This window comes from Undibacterium sp. GW821-FHT07F11, assembly GCF_059418665.1.
The window spans coordinates 643,216-664,665 of sequence record NZ_JBWKQH010000001.1 but is presented as its reverse complement, the minus strand read 5'-3'; the positions used below and the strand labels follow the sequence as shown (position 1 = coordinate 664,665).

Genomic DNA, 21,450 nt, shown 5'->3' with positions numbered 1-21,450 from the left:
AAGGAATCATCATGAGTACTAATGCACACGCTGATACAAATACTGACACCGGCAATTCAATTTTCCGTCCCGCCATCGTCTTGTTCGCCGGGTTGACGCTGATCGTTGGCGTTATTTATCCCTATTCCATGACAGGACTGGGTAAGGTTTTGTTCCACGATCAGGCAGAAGGCAGCCTGATCATGCAAGATGGCAAGGCCGTGGGTTCTTCTCTCATAGGCCAGTCTTTCTCATCACCTAAATATTTCTGGGGCAGGTCATCTGCAACTGGTCCTATGCCGAATAATGCTGGCGGATCCAGCGGTTCTAACCTCGGCCCGACCAACGCGGCACAAACTGATGCCGTCAAAGGCCGCATAGAGGCGTTGAAAGCAGCTGACCCTGGCAACACGGCAAAAATCCCTGTCGATCTGGTGACTGCATCTGCCAGTGGTTTGGACCCGGAAATCAGCCTGGCTGCCGCCAATTACCAGCTTGCCAGGGTGGCACGCGAACGTAAGCTGCAAGAGTCGCAAGTCAAGGCTATCATAGACCAACTGGCGCAATATCCTGCGCTGGGTTTGCTGGGTGAGGCTAGAGTGAATGTGCTGGCCTTGAATCTGGCGCTGGACAAGCTACCAAAGTAAGTGACGAAACTCAGTTTCAAAACTAAGTTACAAAACCAAGTTACAAAATCAAGTTACAAAATCAATTACGAAACTAAGTTGTAAAAATAAGATAGGCTGTTCGTCTGTGTACTTTGCAGACGAAAGCTGCTCTACAAATAAACAAATATGGCTACAAACAGCGAACAACGCCCAGACCCTGATGTCTTGCTTGCCCATGTGCAGGAGCAAGAACGAAGGGCCACGCGTGGCAAGCTGCGTATCTATTTCGGCGCATCTGCTGGCGTAGGCAAAACCTACGCCATGCTGACTGCTGCCCGCAAACTGTTGGCTGAGGGGCAGCAAGTACTGGTTGGTGTCATAGAAACCCATGGCCGTGATGAAACCGCAGCCCTGGTCGATGGTCTCGAAGTCTTGCCACCCAAGGCCATTCCCTATCGCGACAAGATACTCAGTGAATTTGACATAGACACTGCGCTGGAGCGTCATCCACCGTTGATACTGATGGATGAACTGGCCCATTCCAATGCCGCCGGATCACGCCATCCCAAACGCTGGCAAGATGTCGATGAATTGCTGAGCGCCGGTATTGATGTCTACACTACGGTGAATGTCCAGCATCTCGAAAGCCTGAATGACGTCGTTGGCGGTATTACGGGCATACGTGTCAATGAGACCCTTCCCGACAAGGTGTTTGATGAAGCCGATGAAGTCGTGCTGGTGGATATCCCAGCCGACGAATTGCTGGCCAGGCTAAAATCAGGCCGTGTCTATAAAGTGCAGCAGGCAGAACGCGCCGCCAAGAATTTTTTCCGCAAAGGTAATCTGATCGCCTTGCGCGAACTGGCCCTGCGCCGAACTGCCGACAGGGTGGAAGATGATGTACAGGCCTATCGCATAGAAAAGTCCATAGGCACGATCTGGAAGACTGATGCGGCTCTGCTGGCCTGCATAGGTCCACATGGTGATGCGGACCACCTGGTACGCAGCGCAGCCCGCCTGGCCAGCCAGATGAGTGCAGAATGGCATGCCATCTATGTTGAAACTCCTCAATTGCAGCGTCTGCCTTCAGCACAGCGTGAACGCATATTGAAAACCCTGAAACTGGCGCAAGACCTGGGGGCGACAACAGCTGTGCTAACTGGCAAGGATATTGCGCTGGTCATTGTTGACTATGCACACAGCCATAATTTTTCACGTGTTGTTCTAGGCCGCAACAGAAGCAACAAATGGCGTTTTGCGTGGCAGCAAACTTCCAACCTGAAAAATATAGCTGATTATGCACCCGACCTGGATTTGATCGAAGTCGGCAAGGCCAATGCAGATATTGCAGAGACGAGCGATGACAAAGGTGTGGCACTGAGCAGGATCAGCCAGTTCGCCAGCCCTCGCGTGCCACCAAGACACTGGCGCTATGTCTACGCTGTGCTGGCTAGCTTAGGCACCGGGCTGATCGCTACACCACTGTTTGAAGTGTTCAATCTGGTCAATATAGCCATGTTGTTCTTGCTGACCGTTGTATTAGTGGCTGTAAAATTCGGGCGTGGTCCTTCTGTCGTCTCGACGATAGTAGGTATTGCTGTGTTTGACTTCTTTTTTGTGCCGCCGCGCTTTTCCTTTGCTGTCAGCGACTTGCAGTATTTGATGACCTTTGCCGTCATGCTGCTGGTGGGTCTGATCACCGGTCACCTGACCGCCGATCTGCGTTATCAGGCCAGGGTGGCGGCACACAGGGAATCGCGCGCAAGGGCGCTGTATGAGTTTGCCCGCGATCTCTCTGGCGTATTGCTGGCTGAACAAATTTCAGAAACTACCCAGGTCATCATACAAAGAGCTTTTCGAGCCCAGGCAACCTTGCTCCTGCCTGACGATGCCGGACGCCTGCAGACCCCGGCCAATTTGGTGGCCGGCCTGGATATGGGTATAGCACAATGGGCTTTTGACAAGGTAGAAGCAGCAGGCATAGGTACAGATACTCTGCCCGCCAGCAATTTCTTTTACCTGCCGCTGGTGGCACCCATGCGTACCCGTGGCTTGCTGGCAATACAGCCAGAGAGCAAGCGCTGGATCATGATCCCCGAGCAAAGGCAGCAACTCGATACCTTTGCCGCCCTGGCAGCAATTGCGCTGGAACGTGTGCACTATATCGAAGTCGCGCAAGATGCCCTGATCCACATGGAATCTGAACGCCTGCGCAATTCCCTGCTGGCAGCCTTGTCGCATGACTTGCGTACGCCATTGACTTCGCTGGTAGGTATCTCTGAATCACTGGCCATGTCGAAACCCGCACTGGCAGATGCACAACTGCAAATGGCGCAAGCCCTGCGCGACGAGACCCTGCGCCTCAGTGCACTGGTGACAAATTTGCTCGACATGGCAAGGATAGAAAGCGGCGAAGTAAAACTGAATTTGCAGTGGCAGACCTTTGAAGAAGTGGTCGGTACTTCCTTGCGTATCTGTAGTGCGCAATTGCAGAATCACAAAGTGGAAACTCGTTTGTCGCCGACCTTGCCACTCATCAATTTTGATGCCGTGCTGATAGAGCGTGTATTGTGTAACTTGCTGGAGAACGCTGCAAAATATACGCCCGCTGGCACCGTCATCAGCATCGCAGCCGAGCTCAATGGCAGCATGCTGGAAGCCATGGTCTATGATAATGGGCCGGGACTTCCAGCCGGGCGCGAGGAAGCTGTATTTGAAAAATTTACCCGTGGTGAACGCGAATCTGCCTTGCCAGGCGTGGGTCTGGGGCTGGCGATTTGCCGTGCCATCATACAGGCGCACAAGGGTACCATGCATGCTGGCCACTCTCCTGGAGGCGGTGCCTGCATCGTCTTTGATCTGCCTTTGGGAACGCCGCCTGCCATGCCAGAATCAGAAGAAGAAAACAAATGACTAGCCATACATTGAATGGAGCCACGGTTGCCATGCCAGTTGCATTGCTGGTAGAGGATGAACCGCAAATACGCCGCTTTGTGCGCAATGCGCTGGAAGAAGAGGAGTGGCAGGTTTTTGAATCTGCCAATCTGCAACGCGGCCTGGTAGATGCGGGTACACGCCAGCCCGACCTCATCGTGCTTGATCTGGGCTTGCCTGACGGTGATGGAATCGACTTTATCAAAGATGTACGCAAATGGTCGAGCATACCTATTATTGTTTTGTCTGCGCGCGTCAGTGAACAAGAAAAGATCAAGGCACTTGATGCCGGTGCCGACGATTACCTGACCAAGCCATTTGGTGTTGGTGAATTACTGGCACGTGTACGAGCCACTTTCAGGCGCCAGCGCCAGCCTGGCGTCAGCCTTGACGGCATCGTCCAGTTTGGTGATGTCAAGGTCGACATGAAAGCCCGTCTGGTCACCAAGGCGGGCAATATGGTGAAGCTGACTCCGACAGAATTCAGGCTGTTGATGGTGCTGGTCACCAATGTAGGACGGGTCGTCACCAATCCACAATTGTTGCGCGAAGTCTGGGGCCCCAGCCATTCCGAGAGTGGTCATTACTTGCGCATTTACATGGGTCATCTGCGCCAAAAACTCGAAGATGACCCGGCACAACCGCGTTATCTTTTGACGGAGACAGCCATAGGCTATCGATTGCTGTTACCCACTTAATTAAAAAATTTTATGTTTATCAACTGGCAGCTTGCAAAGCTCGCCGGTGGGATGTTTGCATCCTTGAATCATTGCATCAACGATTTTCATGTGCCTATTTTGATCTGTAGTGAAGTAAATTCTGCAGCAAAATCCGCATCAACCAGAACGACATCGTCGTTATTTTTGTAAGGAAGTAGTATGAAAAAAATAGTTATGGCAGCAGCGATCAGCACAGTTTTCTTTGCGGGCTATGCCAGCGCAGAAGATGCCAAGCCGGAAAATGAAGTCAGCTTCAATGCGGCAGTCACTTCTGACTATCGCTATCGCGGTATTTCGCAAACACGTCTGCAAGCTGCTCTCCAGGGTGGTGCCGACTATACCCATAACCCTAGCGGCTTTTATGCAGGTACATGGGCTTCGACCATCAAATGGACCAAGGATGCCGGTGGTGGTGGAGATGTAGAAATTGATCTGTATGCAGGCAAGCGCGGTGAAATCAGCAAGGACATCAGCTATGACGTTGGTGTACTCAGCTATGTCTATCCATCAAATGGTCTGGCTGTGAGTGCCAATACGACAGAAATTTATGGCCAGCTTTCTTATGGCCCGGCCTATGCTAAATACTCGCATTCTGTGACTAACCTGTTCGGCTTTGCCGACAGCAAAAACAGCGGCTACCTGGACCTGGGCGCGAATGTGGAAATGGCAACTGGCCTGACGCTGAACCTGCATGCCGGTCGCCAGCAAGTGAAGAATAATGGTGTTTACAGTTATACGGACTGGAAGTTGGGTCTCACCAAGGACTTTGGTATCGTCACAAGTGCTGTAGCCGTCATCGGTACCAATGCCGGTGAAGCTGCTTATGCATCGCCAGCCAATGGCAAGTTCCTTTGTAAGACAGCGTTGGTAGTCACGGTCAGCAAGACTTTCTGAATCTGAGCGTGGTGAGCCAGAGGCAATTCTGGCTCACACAATGTTTGGCGAATTGCAGGGCGATCATGGTAAATAGATTGCCCTGTAAAGATGCATCAAAGGCATATCCAGTGCATCATCCAAATAAATAAATTTGATATTGCTAAGTTGTTGAGATAGTTGGCTGACAAATTTCTGGCTTTGGATGCAAGCGATTTTATCTACCGTGATCAATACTGGTAAATGCTTATTTGTACTGCGTGCCAGTCTGATGCATTTATGGAGTTTCGCCTGCTTTTCTTTATTCCATGTATCGAGTTCTGTATGGCAGACCAGCAGATTGCAGGTGGATAAAGCGACGGCCGCATCAGCATAAAATGGCTTTGGAATATCCATCACAATATCGTGGAATTGTGCATGTCCGTGGAGCAGCTCTGCAGCTAAAGCGTCAGAAGAAAGCGCGCTGGGTCTGGCTCCCGCTTTTATCTCCAGGCGCGACCATGCAATATTCTTCGCTTCTTTCCGGTACTGATTAGCCTGTTTTCTTTCGCAATTTTGTTTTAGCAGTAATACGTTCCTGCCCGCCAGTGCCCGGCGCTCGGCCAGCCTGGTAGCATTGCTCACAGTGGCTGATGCAAAGTCTGCGGGCACTGTCGCTACAATCATGGCAGATGTAATCCTGAGGAAAACTGCGCATGCATGCCAGCCAACAGTTCCTGTGTTGCCAGCATAATTATTATCAAGGACAACAATTTTTGCAAACTGATGAGTAGCAGTGCAAAGTTTTTTTGACGAGGCCGCAGCCCACCCGGGAGTGCTATTGCTATTTGTATGAAGCTTGCCAAAATAAGCACCAGCATACCTTCTATCAACCAAACGTTTGTGTTCGACTGATATGCTGTGAGTGAAGAAAGGGATGCTGCGGCCAGTAAACAAACCGAGATGCCAAAACCCTGGTCTGTTTCTTTATTCTTTAGCTTGATCCCCATGAATATGCAGACAGCAGTCGCCAGAAATATCAGCCCAGAAATTATCTGCAATCTCAGGTCTGGTATCCGCATATAGGAAAGCAAAGTAAAACCTGACAAAGTTATGCTGCTGTATGCAACCAGTGCAATAAGTAGGCGCTTCATTGCGTAAGACATTCTGTTATCGGTTTTTGTCTTCCGCATTTTCAATGGCTGGCGAATACCTTGCTGGACAATGCCTGCAAGGCCTTGATCGTCATGGGATGCGCAGCTGGACATTCACAGACGGACATGCCATCCTGATACGCCTGATGAAAACTGCCACCGCAGAATAAGGGGTAGGGAAATAATTCTGTAGTTTCCAGCTTGCTGACAAAATTCTTTACCCTGGCCACTTTATCAACGGTAGCCTGAACGTCCCTGGAACTCATAACAACCAGAGTTCGCATGCCGGGATTTTCTGTCTGTGCCAGCTGTATGCGCGTGCTTAGCTCTTGCTCTTGTAATTGCGCGAGTTGATCAAGGTCGATCACCAGTATGGTGACATGGGCTGCCTGCAATGCACTGCGGCTGCCCATGCAGTCGCGTGCTTCTGCATCAATGACTATATCCTGGTAATGAAAACCGAGATTTTCCAGTTCAGCCTGCATGCCTTTGCCGCTGACTCTCCGCACAGTCACTGGTGTGCAGTCAGCCGTGCGACGGCGGGCGCGGCTCCAGTCCAGTGATGAGTGACGGGCGTCGTTATCAAGCAAGATAAGTTTGCTACCTGACAGTGTACGCAAGGTAGCGAGATTGTCGGCCACAATGGATTTGGCACAATCTCCCGCGCCATGTGCGATGGTGATGATCATAGTATGTCTTGATTGAAATATTCAGCGCACCATGCGCAGGGTACGGATATTGTTGATGACTGGACTTGGCAAACTTCTGGCTTTGACTGGCAATGGCAAATCAGCCAGCCTCTCCAGCTCATGCGCGAGTTTGATTTTTCCGGCCAGGGACATGGCTGTCATGGGCAGGCGCAATTCTTCCTGTATCAAACCCTGCATAGCCAGTGCTGCCTTGACAGGTGCTGGATTGGATTCAGAAAACAGCAGGCGTATCAGGGGTTGTATTTCAGAAAACAGGGCCTGCGCTTCTGGGAAATAATCAGCGCGCATGAGTTCATACAATTGCACAAACAGATCAGGCCGGACATGCGCCGCAGCAGAAATAGCACCCTGGCCGCCCATGCTCAACGTGTCGAGCAACATGGCATCATCACCGCACAAGACTTTCAGATGACTGCAATTCACCAGACCCATCATTTGCGTCAAGTTGCCACTGCTCTCTTTGATGGCGACGATATTTTTTTGTTTCTCAAGAGCGATGACAGTACTCAGGTCTATATTCACACCCGTCCTGGCTGGTACGTTATACAGGACGATATCCTTCTCAGTTGCCTTGGCGATAGCCTCAAAATGCAGAAGCACGCCCTCTTGCGAAGGACGCAGATAAGATGGTGCACTGAGTAAAAATCCCTGCAGATGCTGTTCATCATAGGCCTGCACTTTTTCTGTCAGCCAGTGTGTGTCGCTACCACTGATGCCCATCAGTACAGGGCATGAATTCTTTGTCACTTCAAGCACGGCAGCCAGTAACTGCTTTTGCTCATTTTCAGCCAGCGTCGCCGCTTCGCCGGTAGTGCCGCAGACTACCAGGCCGTGTATGCCTGCGGCCATCAATTGCGTAGCCAGTTGCTGTACTTTATCCAGCTCGGGTTTGCCGTTCTTAAATGGCGTGACGAGCGGAACCCAGATGCCTTCATAGATAGACATAATAATTTCTTTTTAAAAAATGGAAGTGACCGGAGTGTCGTAAATCAACTCGCCAGCAGCGGTGTGATTTTCCCGAATTCAGCGTGCGGCAAGGCGCGCATGATGTGGCTGATGATGGTATCGACCGAGGACTTGCTCAGGCAAAGCCACACCTTCATTTTGCTGGCGTGGTCTATCGGTTTGACACGCATGAAGAGGACCAGGTCACCGCAGGATTTGAGTATCAGATGACGTAATTCAGTGATGCTGGCCGAGTCAACGGTGATACGCATGACGAAATCATTTTGTACTAATTTCGCCGGCGTTTTATAGGTGACTACAGGCTGATGCAGGGCATAAGCGCTTTTGCGTTGGCGATGATTTTCAAATAAAAATTTCTCGCGTTTGCAGGATGTTAAGACGTCTGAATAATTTTCAGAGGTGTGACCGGGATACTGATTCATCGTAATCTCGTGCTGTTTGACACAATTCAAGATTAGCAGCCACAGCGTAAAGATTCTCTAAAAAATAGAGGGGGAAATCGTAAACATGATGTAAATTCTTTTCATCCGCGTGTTACCTCTTTTGCTTTTACTCTTTCGCTTCATTGAGCAATTGCGTCAGGGTTCCATGCAAGCTCTCTGCCTGTATGGGCTTGTGCATCAATATCAGTTTGGCCGCTTTTGCATCACCTGACAATTGCGGCGAGGCATCACCAGTAATCAGTATTGCAGGAATATGATGATTGAATTCTTCGCGCAGGTTGGCGATAACGTTGATGCCGTTTTCATTGAGTTTCAGACGGTAATCACAGATCAGCAAATCAGGAATCTTGATTTCTTCGCTGCATAGTGCCAGTGCATCAGTACCAGTGGTCGCGGTGATGACGCGTGCATCCCATCGCTCCAGCAAGGCTCGCATGGCCGTCAGTATGCTTTCATCATCATCAATCACGACAATCAGGGCTTGCAGCAGAGAGGCGCTGTTGCTGGCCTTGCTGCGACCATGCTTGTCTGTCACTTCCTGGCTGGCAGCGAGTGGCAGACTGATGGCAAATGTCGAGCCCTGGCCAGGTTGAGACTGTAATTTGATGGGGATATGCAAGAGACGCACCAGTCTTTGTACGATGGCGAGGCCCAATCCCATGCCTGCGGTGCTGCTTCTGGATTCTGATGCTGACTCTACCTGGAAGAACTCTTCAAAGATGGTTTCCTGGTCATGTTTAGAAATGCCTATGCCGGTATCTTCAACGGCGATTTGCAACTGCTGATCAAATTCCATGCATCTGACTACTACCTGGCCATCCGGGGTATACCGCAGCGCATTGGCAATCAGGTTGCGCAGTATCTGCTCGACCAGGTCAGCATCGCTGTTGACGATGGCCATGCTGTGATGGATTTCAAATTGCAGACCCTTGGCTATTGCCTGGGGAGTGAATTCAACGTCGAGTTTACCGAGCACTTCGGCGATAGCAAATTCTTGTAATTGTGGTTCGACGATTTGCGCATCCAGACGTGACAGGTCCAGCAGATTAGCAAACATGTCATCCATGGTACGTGCGCAGTTTCGGAGATTGTTCACGACGGGGCGTACAGCGGCTGGCAGCTCAAAATTAAACAAGGCGCCGAGATAAAGATTCAGCGCATGCATGGGTTGGCGCAAATCATGGCTGGCAACGGCCAGGAAGCGTGTCAGTTCGCTTTGCTGTGCTTCTTGCCGCTTGTTCACTTTCAGCAAGGTCTGGTTGATTTTTTCGAGTTCTTCTTTTTGTGCCTGTATTTCTGCAGTCCTGAGCCTGATTTCAGTTTCCAGTGCCCGCTTCTGGCGTTTCAGGGCGCGCACATGCCAGGTATAGGCTGCAGTAATTATAACCAGTGCCAGCAGGGCCAGCGTCAGCCAGGACCAGATATCTAGCTCGTGAGGCGACACAAGACCAGCAGCAGGCGCGCCCGCACTGGCCACTTGCCAGGGGCAAACCAGCATGGCAAAGACTGTTAGCAGGCGATTGCGGAAATTAAACATCTTGAGGACATGCGGAGCAAATAAGATGAAATAAGTCCCCAGTATACAGTCTTGAGCAAAATTCCTGCCTTGAATGCAAAAAAGCCCCACATTGTTATTCAATGCGGGGCTATCTTGGGTAATGAACGGCTTTTAATACAGCCAGAGTTTGTCTGCATCCAGTTGCAGATAATACTCACCAGGGCTCAGCTTGAATGGCGAATACGCCCGCAAGCCACCTTCGGCATGACCGAACAGGCATTCCCAGCGGTCACCGAGATACATGCAGGTCGTCAATGGCAATTTGATGGCGTTTTCGGTCTGGTTATCAGTGATCTTGACTTTTTCCAGGCGGATGATGGCAGTTGCTTCTTCACCGACATTTTTGCCGCGCACTGTGGCTTTCAATGATGCACCATTGACACTGATGGTGGCAGTGTCGCCATTGCGCTGGACTACCTTGCCTTTGAGTTTGTTATTGCTACCCATGAATTCGGCAGTGAACAGGGTATCTGGCGTTTCATACATGCTTTGCGGCGTGCCTTGCTGTTCTATGACGCCATTGTTCAATAACAGGATGCGGTCAGATATCGCCATCGCCTCGCCCTGGTCATGCGTCACCATCAGGGCTGACAGGTTCAGCCTGACGATCAGTTCACGCAGGAAGGCGCGCGCTTCTTCACGCAGCTTGGCATCCAGATTCGACAAAGGCTCATCCAGCAAAATTACAGGAGGGTTATACACCAGTGCACGGGCAATCGCCACACGCTGTTGCTGACCGCCTGACAATTGATGCGGGAAGCGTTCACCCAGATGGCCCAGGCCCAGCTGGCCCAATACATCCTTGACCTTGTCACTGATTTCGCTGGTGCCCAGCTTGCGCAGCTTCAGACCGTAGGCGACATTGTCGAATACAGTCTTGTGTGGCCACAGTGCATAGGACTGGAATACCAGGCCCAGGTTGCGTTGTTCTGCCGGTACTTCCAGACCCTTGCTGCCATCAAAAATGGCGCGCTCACCAAGGGTGATAGTGCCGGTCTTGGGGGACTCCAGCCCCGCTACTGCGCGCAACAGTGTGGTCTTGCCGCTACCCGAAGGGCCAAGCAGGGCGACTACCTCGCCACGCTGCAAGTTCATCGACACGCCTTTGAGAATGGGGTTGGCAGTAGCGCCGGAACCATATTCCAGGGTTAAATCTTGTACGCTTAATTCAGACATAGTGTGCTCTCGTATTTTTTTGTATTGCTATGCAATGAAATTTTTATGGAATGTCATCAGTGACTAATTCAGTGACTTAGCTTGACGCCAAAGCGCAGGGCCAGTCCCAAACCTATGGCAACCAGAGTGATATTGATGAAGGACAAAGCCGCCACCAGATCAACAGAACCACCCGCCCACAGCGAAACAATCAATGCACCGATGACTTCCGTACCCGGCGACAGCAGGTACACACCAGTTGAATATTCACGTTCAAAAATCAGGAAGACCATCAGCCAGGCGCCCAGCAAACCAAACTTGACCAGCGGCAGCGTCACATCACGTGTGACCTGGCCACGGCTGGCACCAACTGCACGCGCCGCTTCTTCCAGCTCAGGCCCAACTTGCAGCAAGGCGGTGGAAATCAGACGCAAACCATAAGCCATCCACACCACGGAATAAGCAATCCAGACCGAGAAGATGGTGGAACGCAAGGCGCGCAATTGCGGGATGACATTTTCTATCAGCCAGATACAGAAGGCATTGTCAAAACCCTTCAGGCCACCTTCCAGCCAGCTGGGTACGAACAGGAATACCCACAGGAAAGACAGACCAGCCAGCAAACCGGGGACTGCGCGTGGTACCAGCACGCTGTAATCCAGCAGGCGGGTGATACCGTCAGGTTTGCGGTGCATGGCCAGGGCAATACCGGCATAGCAAATCACTGCCAGCGCACCACCGATGATGCCTATCAGCACGGTATTGAATATGCCGCGCATCAAAGAAGGTTGTTCAAGGATGTCCTTGAAATGCTGCAGGGTAATCACATCCGCCAGTTTGACGCCTTCGCCCCAATACGAGACAAAAGCGCGCAGGACGATGCCGGACAATGGCAGCACGATAGTGAAAATCAGCCAGGCAGCCAGTACAGCAAAAGCCAGCCATTTCCATTTGCCGAGTGGCAGCGGTTTCTGGCGTGAACCCTTGCCCTTGATAGACACATATTTATTCGCTGACTTCAACAACCAGCGCTGCACCATCACCAGCGGCATGGTCACCGCGACCAGGCAGACAGCTGCTGCTGCCATCAGGTGGTAAGACGGTGTGCCCAGCTTGTTGGTCAGCTTGTAAAGATAGGTCGCCAGTACCAGATGGCCTTCAGGGTCACCCAGTACCAGCACCAGGCCGAACACTTCAAATCCCAGGAAGAACACCAGCACCGCAGCAAAAGCCAGCGCTGGCATGATCATGGGCAGAGATACATGCATGGCAACCTGGAAAGGCGAGGCACCGGCGACCCGTGCTGCTTCTTCCACGTCCGAGCCCAGGCTCTTTAAGGCCGCAGATGAATACAGGTAAACGTGTGGCACGTGAGTCAGGCCGGCGATCAGGACGATGCTGAAGAAGGAGTAAATATTCCATGGCTCAACCCCCGTCATTTGCTTGACCCACAGGGTATAGAAACCTACTGGCCCCATGGACACCACATATCCAAAGCCCATCACCATGGGTGAGACAAAGATAGGTACCAGCAACATCGGTTCTATCCAGCCACGGCCCGGCAAGTCGGTACGTATCATCAGGAAGGCCAGCAAACCGCCGAGTGGAACGGCGATGCCAGCCAGACCAGAAGCGAGGATCAGGCCATTCCAGAATGCCTGGCGGAAATCAGGATCATCAAAGATGAAGCGATAGGAATCCAGTCCCAGTTCTTTTACCGGTGAAAAGAAGGGAGCATTTAAAAAGCTCTGGAACAGGATCAGTGACAGCGGCGTAAAAATTGCCAGCAGCGTCAGGGTCACAACCAGGCCACGCGGCCAGTTGAATTGCGACCACCGGCTGCGCGGAGGTAGACTCAGGGTACTCATGCTTAGCCCAATATCAAGGGTTGAGATTCAATCAGAATGCGATTTGCCATACAGGCATTGCGGGGAAAATATCCCGCAGGAAGAGCCGGTTGGCACCGTGCAGCTTGGAATTTGCACGGTGCCCTCAGACTTATTTTTTGCCCGCAGTTTCTTTCCATTGTTTCAGGAAAGCGAGGCGTTTGTTTTGATCAAGATATTGCAATAACATCGGGTTGACTGGCAAAGGTTTGAGGCCGATACCGATGAGTTTTGCCAGGTCGGAATACGTGGTTTCACCCTTGACGTCGGCACGTATCGCATACAGCTTGGCTTCATTCGCGATCATGGTCTGGCCACGTTTCGAGAGGGTGTAATCCAGCCACAACTTGGCCGCATTTGGATGCTTGGCTGCCTTGCTGATGAACATCACACGTGACAATACCAGGGTGTAATCCTTGGGGATTTGCACACCTATGGATGGATCCTTGGCAGCACGTACCAGGGCATAAGAGCCGAGGATGTTATAGCCCAGCAGGTTTTCGCCAGAAGACAGGCGTTCCAGCATGGTGCCGGTAGATGATTGCACGCGCACGCTGGCATTGCCGAAGGCCTTGGCCAGTTCCCAGAATTCCTTGTTTTCACGGCTGTCTTGGGTGATGAACATGAAACCTACGCCAGATTTTTCGATGTCGTAAGTAGTGACCTTGTTTTTGAATTTATCCAGCTTGCTGTTGATGATCTTGGCAAATTCAGCATGGGTTTTTGGTACTTCGTCAGCACTGACCAGACGTTTGTTGTAAACGAAAACCGCTGGTTCAAAAGTCGTGCCGTAAGCAGAATTATTCCAGATTGCCCATTGCGGTATACCGCTGATTTCTGGCGATGCATATTGCAGGCCATAACCATCGGAGACCAGTTTGGTTTGCAAATCCATGGCAGATGACCACATCAGGTCGGCGCTATTACCACCCGCCGCCATTTCCGAGATATAGCGGTTATATACTTCAGTGGAATTCATGTCATTGTATTCAACCTGCACATCAGGATACATGCTGCGGAAATCCTTGATCAGTGATTCTACGGCCTTGGTATCGGTCGCACTGTAGATGACCAGCTTGCCTTCTTTTTTTGCGCCGTCGACGATCTTGCTGTAATCAGCCGGATAACCGGCTGGTGCCTGCGCCTGGGCATTGAGCATCATCATGCTGCCTACGGCGAGGGCGGCCATGCTTTTGATGAAATAATTTTTTGTTTGCATTTGTCTTCTCCTGTTATTGTTTATTCGGGTAATACGAGCTTGCGTTGACTGATATGTACTGATTGGGCTTATTGGGTTTCTGACTGGTAACTAAGGACAACTACTGGCAGGCGCTAACGCACCATGCCGAATTCTTTTGCTTGCAGACGGTAATTGTTGACGGCTTTTTGTATGTACTCAGTCAGCTCCTTGCCTGTCATGGCGAAGGGGAACAGGCCGTGGATTTTTCTCTGCTCATCAAAGGCAGGAGTACTCATGGCTTGCTGGAAATAGCTGACCCATTTCTGATAATCCTTGTCGCTGACCTGCGGCCCCATGTAGACGCCACGGATGATGGGCCAGGTCACATCAAAACCCTGCTCCCGCGCGGTAGGTACATTCGCCAGCGGGCCGGGCAGGCGCGCATCGGATAAAACGGCCAGCACGCGTATCTTGTCATCACGGGCATGCAGACTGGCTTCAGAGGCATCTCCAGAGACGGCCTGTACATGGTCGGCCAGCAGGGCTGTGAAAGATTCGCCACCCCCTTCAAAGGCCACCAGGCGCATGGTTTTGGAATCTATGCCTGCCTGCTTGCCTATCTGTGCCATCTTCAGCCAGTCCTGGCTACCAACTGTGCCACCGGCACCAATGGCGATATTGGCGGGCTTGCTCTTGATGGCATCCATCAATTCGCGCAGGTTTTTATAAGGGGAATCCTTGCGTACGGCGATCATGCCGTAGTCGGTACCGATAGCGGCTACCCAACGCACATTGCTGGCATCGGATTTACCGAATTTGCCTTCTGCCAGATTCAGCAGTGAACCGCCGGAATAGGCAACCAGGGTATTGGCCTCGGCTTTTCTCTGGGAAATGATGGTGGTCCAGGCGATAGCGCCTACACCGCCAGGCAGGTAATTGATTTGCATGGGCTGGCTGGCGCCTGTCTGTTGAACCTGCTGTGCCAGCTTGCAGGTCAGGTCCATACCGCCACCGGGTTTGGCCGGGACTATGCACATGGCCGCTTCATGTTTTTCTGCTGACGGCTCCGGCTTGACGGCACCCGCCTGCATGCAGGCCAGCAGGCTGCTCAGCAGGAGTGTCAGATGTGTAGGCCGGATGTGCATGATAAGACCATAGGCTAAGGGTTACATGGATCATACCGAAATGAAACTTTCAGTAGGCTTTCACAAAATGTGAGTCTATTGAACTGCAACTGTAGCTTACCGCAATATCACGCCATTTTTACCAACGATGGTCAGCTCTACAAAGTGCGAGCCATCATGGTCCTTGGGGCCATAACTGACTTCCACCCCGCCCAGGTCAACATTGCGCATGCTCTCCAGTGCCAGCAGCAATTTTTTTGAGTCTGGGTTATTACCGGCACGGCGCAAGGCTTCAGCCATTAATTTGGCGGCAACATAGCCTTCCAGTACAGCATAGGACAAAGGCGGCGGATTTTTGGCCGATTTCAGCACTTTTTGCAACTCTTTGACGACAGGTATGCCTATATCCCGTGGATAAGGCATGACTTGCATGACACCGATGCCGCGCCCTTCCGCCCCCAGGGATTTGAAGAAATCATCGGAATTGACATTCGAGAGCATCAAAAATTGCGGTCTTTGTCCCAATTTTTGCATTTGCCGGATGAAGTCGGCGCAGGCTGCCGGTGTACATGCCATCAATACCGCTTGCGGGGACGTTGCCGCGATACTGGCAACGGCTGCATCGACTTTCATTTCTTTTCTATCGTATTTGGCGATGACAACTGCGCGCATATTGCGCTTTTCCAGATTGCTGACAAAGCCGTTCAGGCCATCTTTGCCAAAGCTGTCATCCTGATGCAGGATCGCGACCTTGCTGATACTCAGGTCAGCCAGCGAGACTACCATCTTGGCCGCTTCATCCTGATAGCTGGCGCGCAGATTGAATACCTGAGGTTGCAGAGGCTGATGCAGGCTTTGAGCGCCAGAAAAGGGGGCAATCAAAGGTATTGCATATTTGTCCAGCAAGGGCAAGATGGCTTCTATAGTGGGAGTGCTGCGGTAACCAAACAGGGCAATCGCATGGTCTTCATTGATGAGTTTCAGGGTATTTTCTTTGGTCAGCGCCGGATCGCGTTTGTCGTCATAGCTGATGAATTCTATGCTCTTGCCATGGATGCCGCCCTGGCGGTTCAGTGCATCAAAATACAACTGGGCACCTTCGCGGTTTTCTTTGCCGGTGGCCTGGCCGGATAATTCTACGGACTGGCCTATGACGATTTTACCCTCTGCACTGGCGATGGCAGGGCAGATGAAACAGGCGAGCAGGAAGAAACTGAGGCGTAATGGCTTCATGATGGTAGTCTCCGGGATTTTTTTTGTAAGGGAGCATAGAGCCGGGGAGCTTTCAGTTTGCTTGCAGTCAGGGGCCTTTGAGAGATTTTTGGGAAGTTAGCCGTACAGTGAACGTACGCGAGCTTTGGTTTGATTCTTGATTCGAACTGCAATCTCAATTACGTCATTCCACCGGGCTGGCGCTCCAGCATGCTCTTGGCTGGAATCCAGCGGCGTTTGTTGAATTGCCGTACTTTGATCAAAGCAATTACCCTTCGTGGATACAAGCCGGGTCTCGGCCCGGCAGTCGAAATACTTTCTTTGTGTCGCCAAAGTAAGTGTTCAAAGAAAGGCGACCCAGGCGTCGTTGCCCCTGCGGGGTTCCCGATTGTGCAGTACAAAAAATGGGAAAATCCGAAACTCGCCTGCGGCCTTGCTTTAGGAACATGCGCTTGCAAGCGCATGCCGTTACGCAGGCGGACAGCATACTGTCCGAAATCCCTGCTATACCTCAAACAGCGGCTCTTCTATTTCCATTTTCTGTACCGCACAATCGGCGCCGACACATGGGAACTGCGAAGTTCAAAAGCAACCCCAAAGTCAAATACAACGTCAATGCGTCATCTATCCAGATTGCTCAGTGTATTGCAATTCAACAAACTAAAAGGGACGCTTGCGCGTCCCTTGGTTACTTGCAAAGTACCGTCCCGCTACAATTTAAACACACTCACCGTCTGCACCAGTGCCTGCGATTGTTCCTGCAAGCCTTCGGCAGCGGCAGCTGCCTGTTCCACCAGGGCGGCGTTTTGCTGGGTCATTTCGTCCATTTGAGTGATGGCGAGGTCGATTTGTTCTATGCCTGTGCTTTGCTCGGCGGTGGCGGTGACGATTTCTGACATGATGTCGGTGATGCGTTTGACGCTGGCGACAATGTCGTTCATGGCTTTGCCGGCATGGCCAGCCAGTTCATTACCGGCATCGACCTGTTCTACACTGCTGCCTATCAAGCCCTTGATTTCGCGGGCGGCGGTGGCGCTACGCTGGGCCAGGTTGCGGACTTCGGCGGCGACTACGGCAAAGCCACGGCCTTGTTCGCCTGCGCGGGCGGCTTCGACGGCTGCGTTCAGGGCCAGGATATTGGTCTGGAAGGCGATGCCGTCGATGACGCCGATAATTTCAGAAATCTTGCGCGAGCTGTCATTGATGGCTTCCATAGTGTGGATAACCTGGTTGACGATGCCGCCGCCCTCGGTGGCTACCTTGCTGGCATCATTGACGAGTTGATTGGCCTGCCTGGCGCTGTCGGAGTTTTGCTTGACCGTACCTGTCATCTGCTCCATTGACGAAGCGGTTTCTTCCAGGCTGGAAGCCTGGGTCTCGGTACGTGCTGACAAGTCCACATTCCCCTTGGCAATATCATGAGTGCCATTATTGATATTCTCTATGCTGTCCCTGACGTTGCCGACAATGCCTATCAGGCTGACGCGCATGTCTTCCAGCGCCTGTAACAGACGTCCGGTTTCATTGTGGCCACTGGCATCAGCGGGATAACGCAAGTCGCCACTGGCGATATGCTGAGCCACTACGATGGCCTGTTCCAGCGGGACACTGACTGATCGCGCAATGGCTCTGGCAAACAGACCTGCCACGCAGATCAGCGCCAGCATGGCGATGATCATGGTCCATCGGAGTTGATAGAAATCGCTGATGCGCTGATCCAGTATGCTGTGCAATTCCTTGGTGGCATCAGCATTGAGCTGAAATTGCGTATCGATGGCCCGGGTAGTCACTTGCACATACTCCACTGATGAGAAATCCAGTGTCTCGGCCTTGGCAATTTTTTCAGTGGCCAGTTTCATCGCGCCTGTGGCCTGGCCTGTGGCTTCTTTCATGACGGCACCGAGTTTTTTCTCGATATCCGGATTACTGAGTACGGCCTTGTTGAATGAATTGTTCATTTGCAAGGTACGGTCATTTGATCTGGCAATGAGATCAGACACAACCATCTTGTCTTCCAGCGTGGCTTCTTTTTTAGTCAGCAAACCGGCACCCTTGGCACGCATGCGCCCCAGTTCTTCAGTCAGATAGGGCTGGACATAATACATCGCCTGTATCAGCTGGTAACTGTCTATATTGGGATCAAGGCTGAGACCGTAATAGTCGCCGATAAGGTCGTTCACCAGCAGCAGTTTGGGTACCAGAGCACTATGAGCCTGGTAACTGGCAGGTACGGCGATGCTGGCTTTGGACACCTGGTCGCGCAGCGTATTCCAGTCTTGTTCAGCCTTGTTCCAGGCGTCAGTGATGGCTTTATCATTAATTTTTTTGACGATGGCAGCCATGCTTGCATAGGAGGCGTCAGCTTCTTTCTGTTTTGCCTCGCGTTTGTCTTTTTCGCTGGCGATGCCACCCAGGACAAGCGCTGACAAACCCCGGTGCTGTTGCGTCAGTTGCACCGTTTTGAGTATCAGAGTCATGACTGGCAGGCCTTGTTTTTCTGCCAGTGCAGCGTCCAGGTTTTTGGATGACTCCAGGTAATACAGGGCAGTTGGGATAGCGGTCAAAACCAGGGCTATGACACTCAATAGCACAAATTTTTGCCATAGTAACAACTTTGTCAATATCGATGTCATCCCAGCCCCCTTTATTGAGTTAACCAATAGAATTGTCTTGTTAGGCAGAAAGTTTATAAATTTATCTTAGCTCAGGCGAATGAGGATTGCGATGCGTTTATTGAAATCTGCACGTTTTTCTTGTCAGAAATAGTTACAGAAATAGTGACGCTTTTGAATCAGGCTGGTAGCCTAGCGGAAATCCGGAGTGAACAGGCTGTGTATGCGCATACTATTAGTTGAAGATCATATCGAGTTGTCCCACTGGCTGGCCAAGGCCTTGCGCGATGCCCACCTGACGGTGGAAACCGCCATGAACGGGGCAGATGCCGACGCGCTTTTGCATACCCAGGAATATGCCTTGGTCATTCTTGATCTGAGCTTGCCCAAGATGGATGGCATGGATGTGCTGAAACGCATGCGCGCGCGTGGCAGCAAGACCCCTGTACTGATTTTGACTGCCCGTGGCGGTCTGAATGACCGGGTGCAGGGTTTGAATTCTGGTGCTGACGATTACCTGCCCAAGCCATTCGAGCTGGCCGAACTGGAAGCGCGCGTCAAAGCCCTGCTGCGTCGTGCCCAGGGCAACGAAGCGGTCACGCTGACTTGCGGTGCCCTGAGCTTTGATACCGTCATACGGCAGTTCCACTATGAAGGTCAGCCACTGTCACTGACCCCGCGTGAATACGCGGTGCTTGAAACCCTGATCAGCCGTCCCGGCCAGGCAGTATCCAAGGACAAACTTTTCGATGAAGTGTTTGCCCTCGATGATGACGCCAATCTCGATGCCATAGAAATCTATATCCACCGCCTGCGCAAGAAGCTTGATACCGTCAGCACTGGCAAGGTCGTCATCGTCACCCTGCGTGGCATAGGTTATCTGCTGGAAGCACGCTGATGGCCAGACCTTATCGACTGGGGAGTTTGCGCGGGCAGTTCTTGCGCTGGTTGTTGATACCCCTGGTCTTGCTGGTGGCGCTGAATGCTTTTTCTGTATACCGCAATGCTCTCGATGCGGCTGATCTGGCGTATGACCGTTCACTGCTGTCTTCCGCACGGGCACTGGCAGAAAGAGTGCAGATCGTTGATGGCAAAGTGGTGGCAAATGTGCCCTATGTCGCGCTGGATAGCTTTGAAACCGATACCCTGGGGCGTTTGTATTACAAGGTCACAGGTGTCAATGGTGAGTTTGTTTCCGGCTATGAAGACTTGCCCGATTTACCCAAGAATGTACCGCGTTCAGAGATTTACCCTGCCCTCGTGCATTTCTTTCATGCTGATTACCAGGAGCAGCCTGTGCGCATCGCCGCCCTGCACCAGCCTGTGTATGACGACCAGATGCGTGGTATTGCCCTGATAGAAGTGGGTGAAACCCTGGATGCGCGGCGCGGCCTGTCACGCAAAATCCTCATCGATACCCTGTTGCGCCAGGCGGCATTGGTGCTGGCGGTAGCGCTCATGGTCTGGGTGGCTTTGCGCTTTGTACTCGCTCCTATCATGCAATTGCGGGCTGATGTAGAGGCACGTGAGCCTACTGATTTGTCCGGCTTTGACCCGAATGTCGTGCACAAAGAAATACGCCCGCTGGTGAATGCCATGAATGCCTATATGGAAAGGCTGCAGACCCTGATCAACGGGCAAAAGCGTTTCATCGCCGATGCCTCACATCAGTTACGTACGCCGCTGACGGTATTGAAAACCCAGGCGGAACTGGCACTGCGCGAAAATGATGCGGTAGCCATGCGCCAGATCGTCGCCAGCATTGCCCAGACTACCGATGCCACGGTCCATCTGGCGAACCGCTTGCTGACACTGGCGCGTACCGGCCATGGTGCGGTAGCGGCAGAGCTGGAAGATATCTTGCTGAACCAGCTGGCACAAGAAGTGTGTCTGGAACTGGCCATGCCCGCGGTGCGCAAACAAATAGACCTGGCACTGGAAGCCGATGAAGACATCCCTTATCGCGGCAACACCTTGCTGCTGCATGAAATGCTGAGTAACCTGCTGGATAATGCCATACGCTATACCCCGGAAGGTGGCCGCATAGTCTTGCGTGTCTATCTGGAGAATGCGCAAGCGAAGATAGATATCCAGGATACGGGGCCGGGCATCGCAGAGACCGAACGTGAAAAAGTATTCGAACCCTTTTACCGCGCCTCCGCCAGTTCTGTTGCCAATCCCGGCGGTACAGGCCTGGGGCTGTGCATCGTGCATGACATTGTCAAATTGCATGGTGGTGATATCAGTCTGGCAGATGCTGACTTGCAGACAGAGGCGGGCACTGTTGTGTCGGGCCTGCGCGTTCATATCCGTTTCCCTATAGTCACCGGAGTGGTGTAGCATACTCGGTAGTAGTAT

General features: G+C 51.9%; 17 protein-coding genes. 6 read left to right on the top strand and 11 right to left on the bottom strand.

Features of this window, described 5'->3' with window-relative positions; all coding sequences use genetic code 11:
* Positions 1 to 11: 11 nt before the first annotated feature.
* From kdpC to AC07OI_RS02795, 4 genes are all read left to right on the top strand, one after another.
* A complete protein-coding gene (kdpC, locus tag AC07OI_RS02810) occupies positions 12 to 626 on the top strand; it encodes a potassium-transporting ATPase subunit KdpC (RefSeq protein WP_495256230.1) in 615 nt (204 codons plus the stop codon).
* A 147-nt stretch (positions 627 to 773) separates the two neighbouring features.
* Positions 774 to 3,500, top strand: coding sequence for a two-component system sensor histidine kinase KdpD (kdpD, locus tag AC07OI_RS02805; RefSeq protein ID WP_495256229.1), 2,727 nt, complete (start codon positions 774 to 776; stop codon positions 3,498 to 3,500).
* Positions 3,497 to 4,219 (top strand): two-component system response regulator KdpE, encoded by a 723-nt coding sequence (gene kdpE, locus AC07OI_RS02800; protein WP_495256228.1) that lies wholly within the window; start codon positions 3,497 to 3,499, stop codon positions 4,217 to 4,219. Before kdpD ends, kdpE begins: the two co-directional genes overlap by 4 nt.
* Positions 4,220 to 4,399: 180 nt before the next feature.
* Positions 4,400 to 5,134, top strand: a complete 735-nt coding sequence (locus AC07OI_RS02795; protein WP_495256227.1) for a TorF family putative porin — start codon at positions 4,400 to 4,402, stop codon at positions 5,132 to 5,134.
* A gap of 63 nt (positions 5,135 to 5,197) precedes the next feature.
* Here AC07OI_RS02795 and AC07OI_RS02790 read toward each other — a convergent pair whose 3' ends face one another.
* The 11 genes from AC07OI_RS02790 to AC07OI_RS02740 form a co-directional block, all read right to left on the bottom strand.
* Entirely contained in the window at positions 5,198 to 6,049 is an 852-nt protein-coding gene (locus tag AC07OI_RS02790) for a hypothetical protein (RefSeq protein ID WP_495256226.1), read from the bottom strand.
* A 238-nt stretch (positions 6,050 to 6,287) separates the two neighbouring features.
* Complete coding sequence (locus AC07OI_RS02785) at positions 6,288 to 6,935, bottom strand: hypothetical protein (RefSeq protein WP_495256225.1); 648 nt, start codon at positions 6,933 to 6,935, stop codon at positions 6,288 to 6,290.
* Positions 6,936 to 6,956: 21 nt separating this feature from the next.
* Positions 6,957 to 7,901, bottom strand: coding sequence for a 4-hydroxy-tetrahydrodipicolinate synthase (gene dapA, locus AC07OI_RS02780; RefSeq protein ID WP_495256224.1), 945 nt, complete (start codon positions 7,899 to 7,901; stop codon positions 6,957 to 6,959).
* A gap of 44 nt (positions 7,902 to 7,945) precedes the next feature.
* Positions 7,946 to 8,173 (bottom strand): hypothetical protein, encoded by a 228-nt coding sequence (locus tag AC07OI_RS02775; RefSeq protein ID WP_495256223.1) that lies wholly within the window; start codon positions 8,171 to 8,173, stop codon positions 7,946 to 7,948.
* A 298-nt stretch (positions 8,174 to 8,471) separates the two neighbouring features.
* Complete coding sequence (locus AC07OI_RS02770) at positions 8,472 to 9,902, bottom strand: ATP-binding response regulator (RefSeq protein WP_495256222.1); 1,431 nt, start codon at positions 9,900 to 9,902, stop codon at positions 8,472 to 8,474.
* Positions 9,903 to 10,034: 132 nt separating this feature from the next.
* The gene (locus tag AC07OI_RS02765; protein WP_495256221.1) at positions 10,035 to 11,099 is read right to left on the bottom strand and encodes an ABC transporter ATP-binding protein; all 1,065 of its coding nucleotides are present in this window, start codon (positions 11,097 to 11,099) and stop codon (positions 10,035 to 10,037) included.
* Positions 11,100 to 11,167: 68 nt separating this feature from the next.
* Positions 11,168 to 12,946 carry an ABC transporter permease gene (locus AC07OI_RS02760; RefSeq protein WP_495256220.1) on the bottom strand — a complete coding sequence of 593 codons (1,779 nt, stop codon included), beginning with the start codon at positions 12,944 to 12,946 and terminating at the stop codon, positions 11,168 to 11,170.
* A gap of 130 nt (positions 12,947 to 13,076) precedes the next feature.
* Positions 13,077 to 14,153, bottom strand: coding sequence for an ABC transporter substrate-binding protein (locus tag AC07OI_RS02755; protein ID WP_492707723.1), 1,077 nt, complete (start codon positions 14,151 to 14,153; stop codon positions 13,077 to 13,079).
* Positions 14,154 to 14,296: 143 nt separating this feature from the next.
* The gene (locus AC07OI_RS02750) at positions 14,297 to 15,289 is read right to left on the bottom strand and encodes a Bug family tripartite tricarboxylate transporter substrate binding protein (protein WP_492707691.1); all 993 of its coding nucleotides are present in this window, start codon (positions 15,287 to 15,289) and stop codon (positions 14,297 to 14,299) included.
* A gap of 96 nt (positions 15,290 to 15,385) precedes the next feature.
* The gene (locus AC07OI_RS02745) at positions 15,386 to 16,501 is read right to left on the bottom strand and encodes an ABC transporter substrate-binding protein (protein ID WP_492707693.1); all 1,116 of its coding nucleotides are present in this window, start codon (positions 16,499 to 16,501) and stop codon (positions 15,386 to 15,388) included.
* Between the two features lie 689 nt (positions 16,502 to 17,190).
* Positions 17,191 to 19,113, bottom strand: a complete 1,923-nt coding sequence (locus AC07OI_RS02740; RefSeq protein ID WP_495256219.1) for a methyl-accepting chemotaxis protein — start codon at positions 19,111 to 19,113, stop codon at positions 17,191 to 17,193.
* Between the two features lie 202 nt (positions 19,114 to 19,315).
* On the opposite strand from AC07OI_RS02740, the gene AC07OI_RS02735 reads away from it, so the two are divergent.
* Both AC07OI_RS02735 and AC07OI_RS02730 read left to right on the top strand, forming a co-directional pair.
* On the top strand, positions 19,316 to 19,990 hold the full coding sequence (locus AC07OI_RS02735) for a response regulator (protein ID WP_495256218.1): 675 nt from the start codon (positions 19,316 to 19,318) through the stop codon (positions 19,988 to 19,990).
* Positions 19,990 to 21,432, top strand: a complete 1,443-nt coding sequence (locus tag AC07OI_RS02730) for a sensor histidine kinase (protein WP_492707698.1) — start codon at positions 19,990 to 19,992, stop codon at positions 21,430 to 21,432. Before AC07OI_RS02735 ends, AC07OI_RS02730 begins: the two co-directional genes overlap by 1 nt.
* Positions 21,433 to 21,450: the final 18 nt, after the last annotated feature.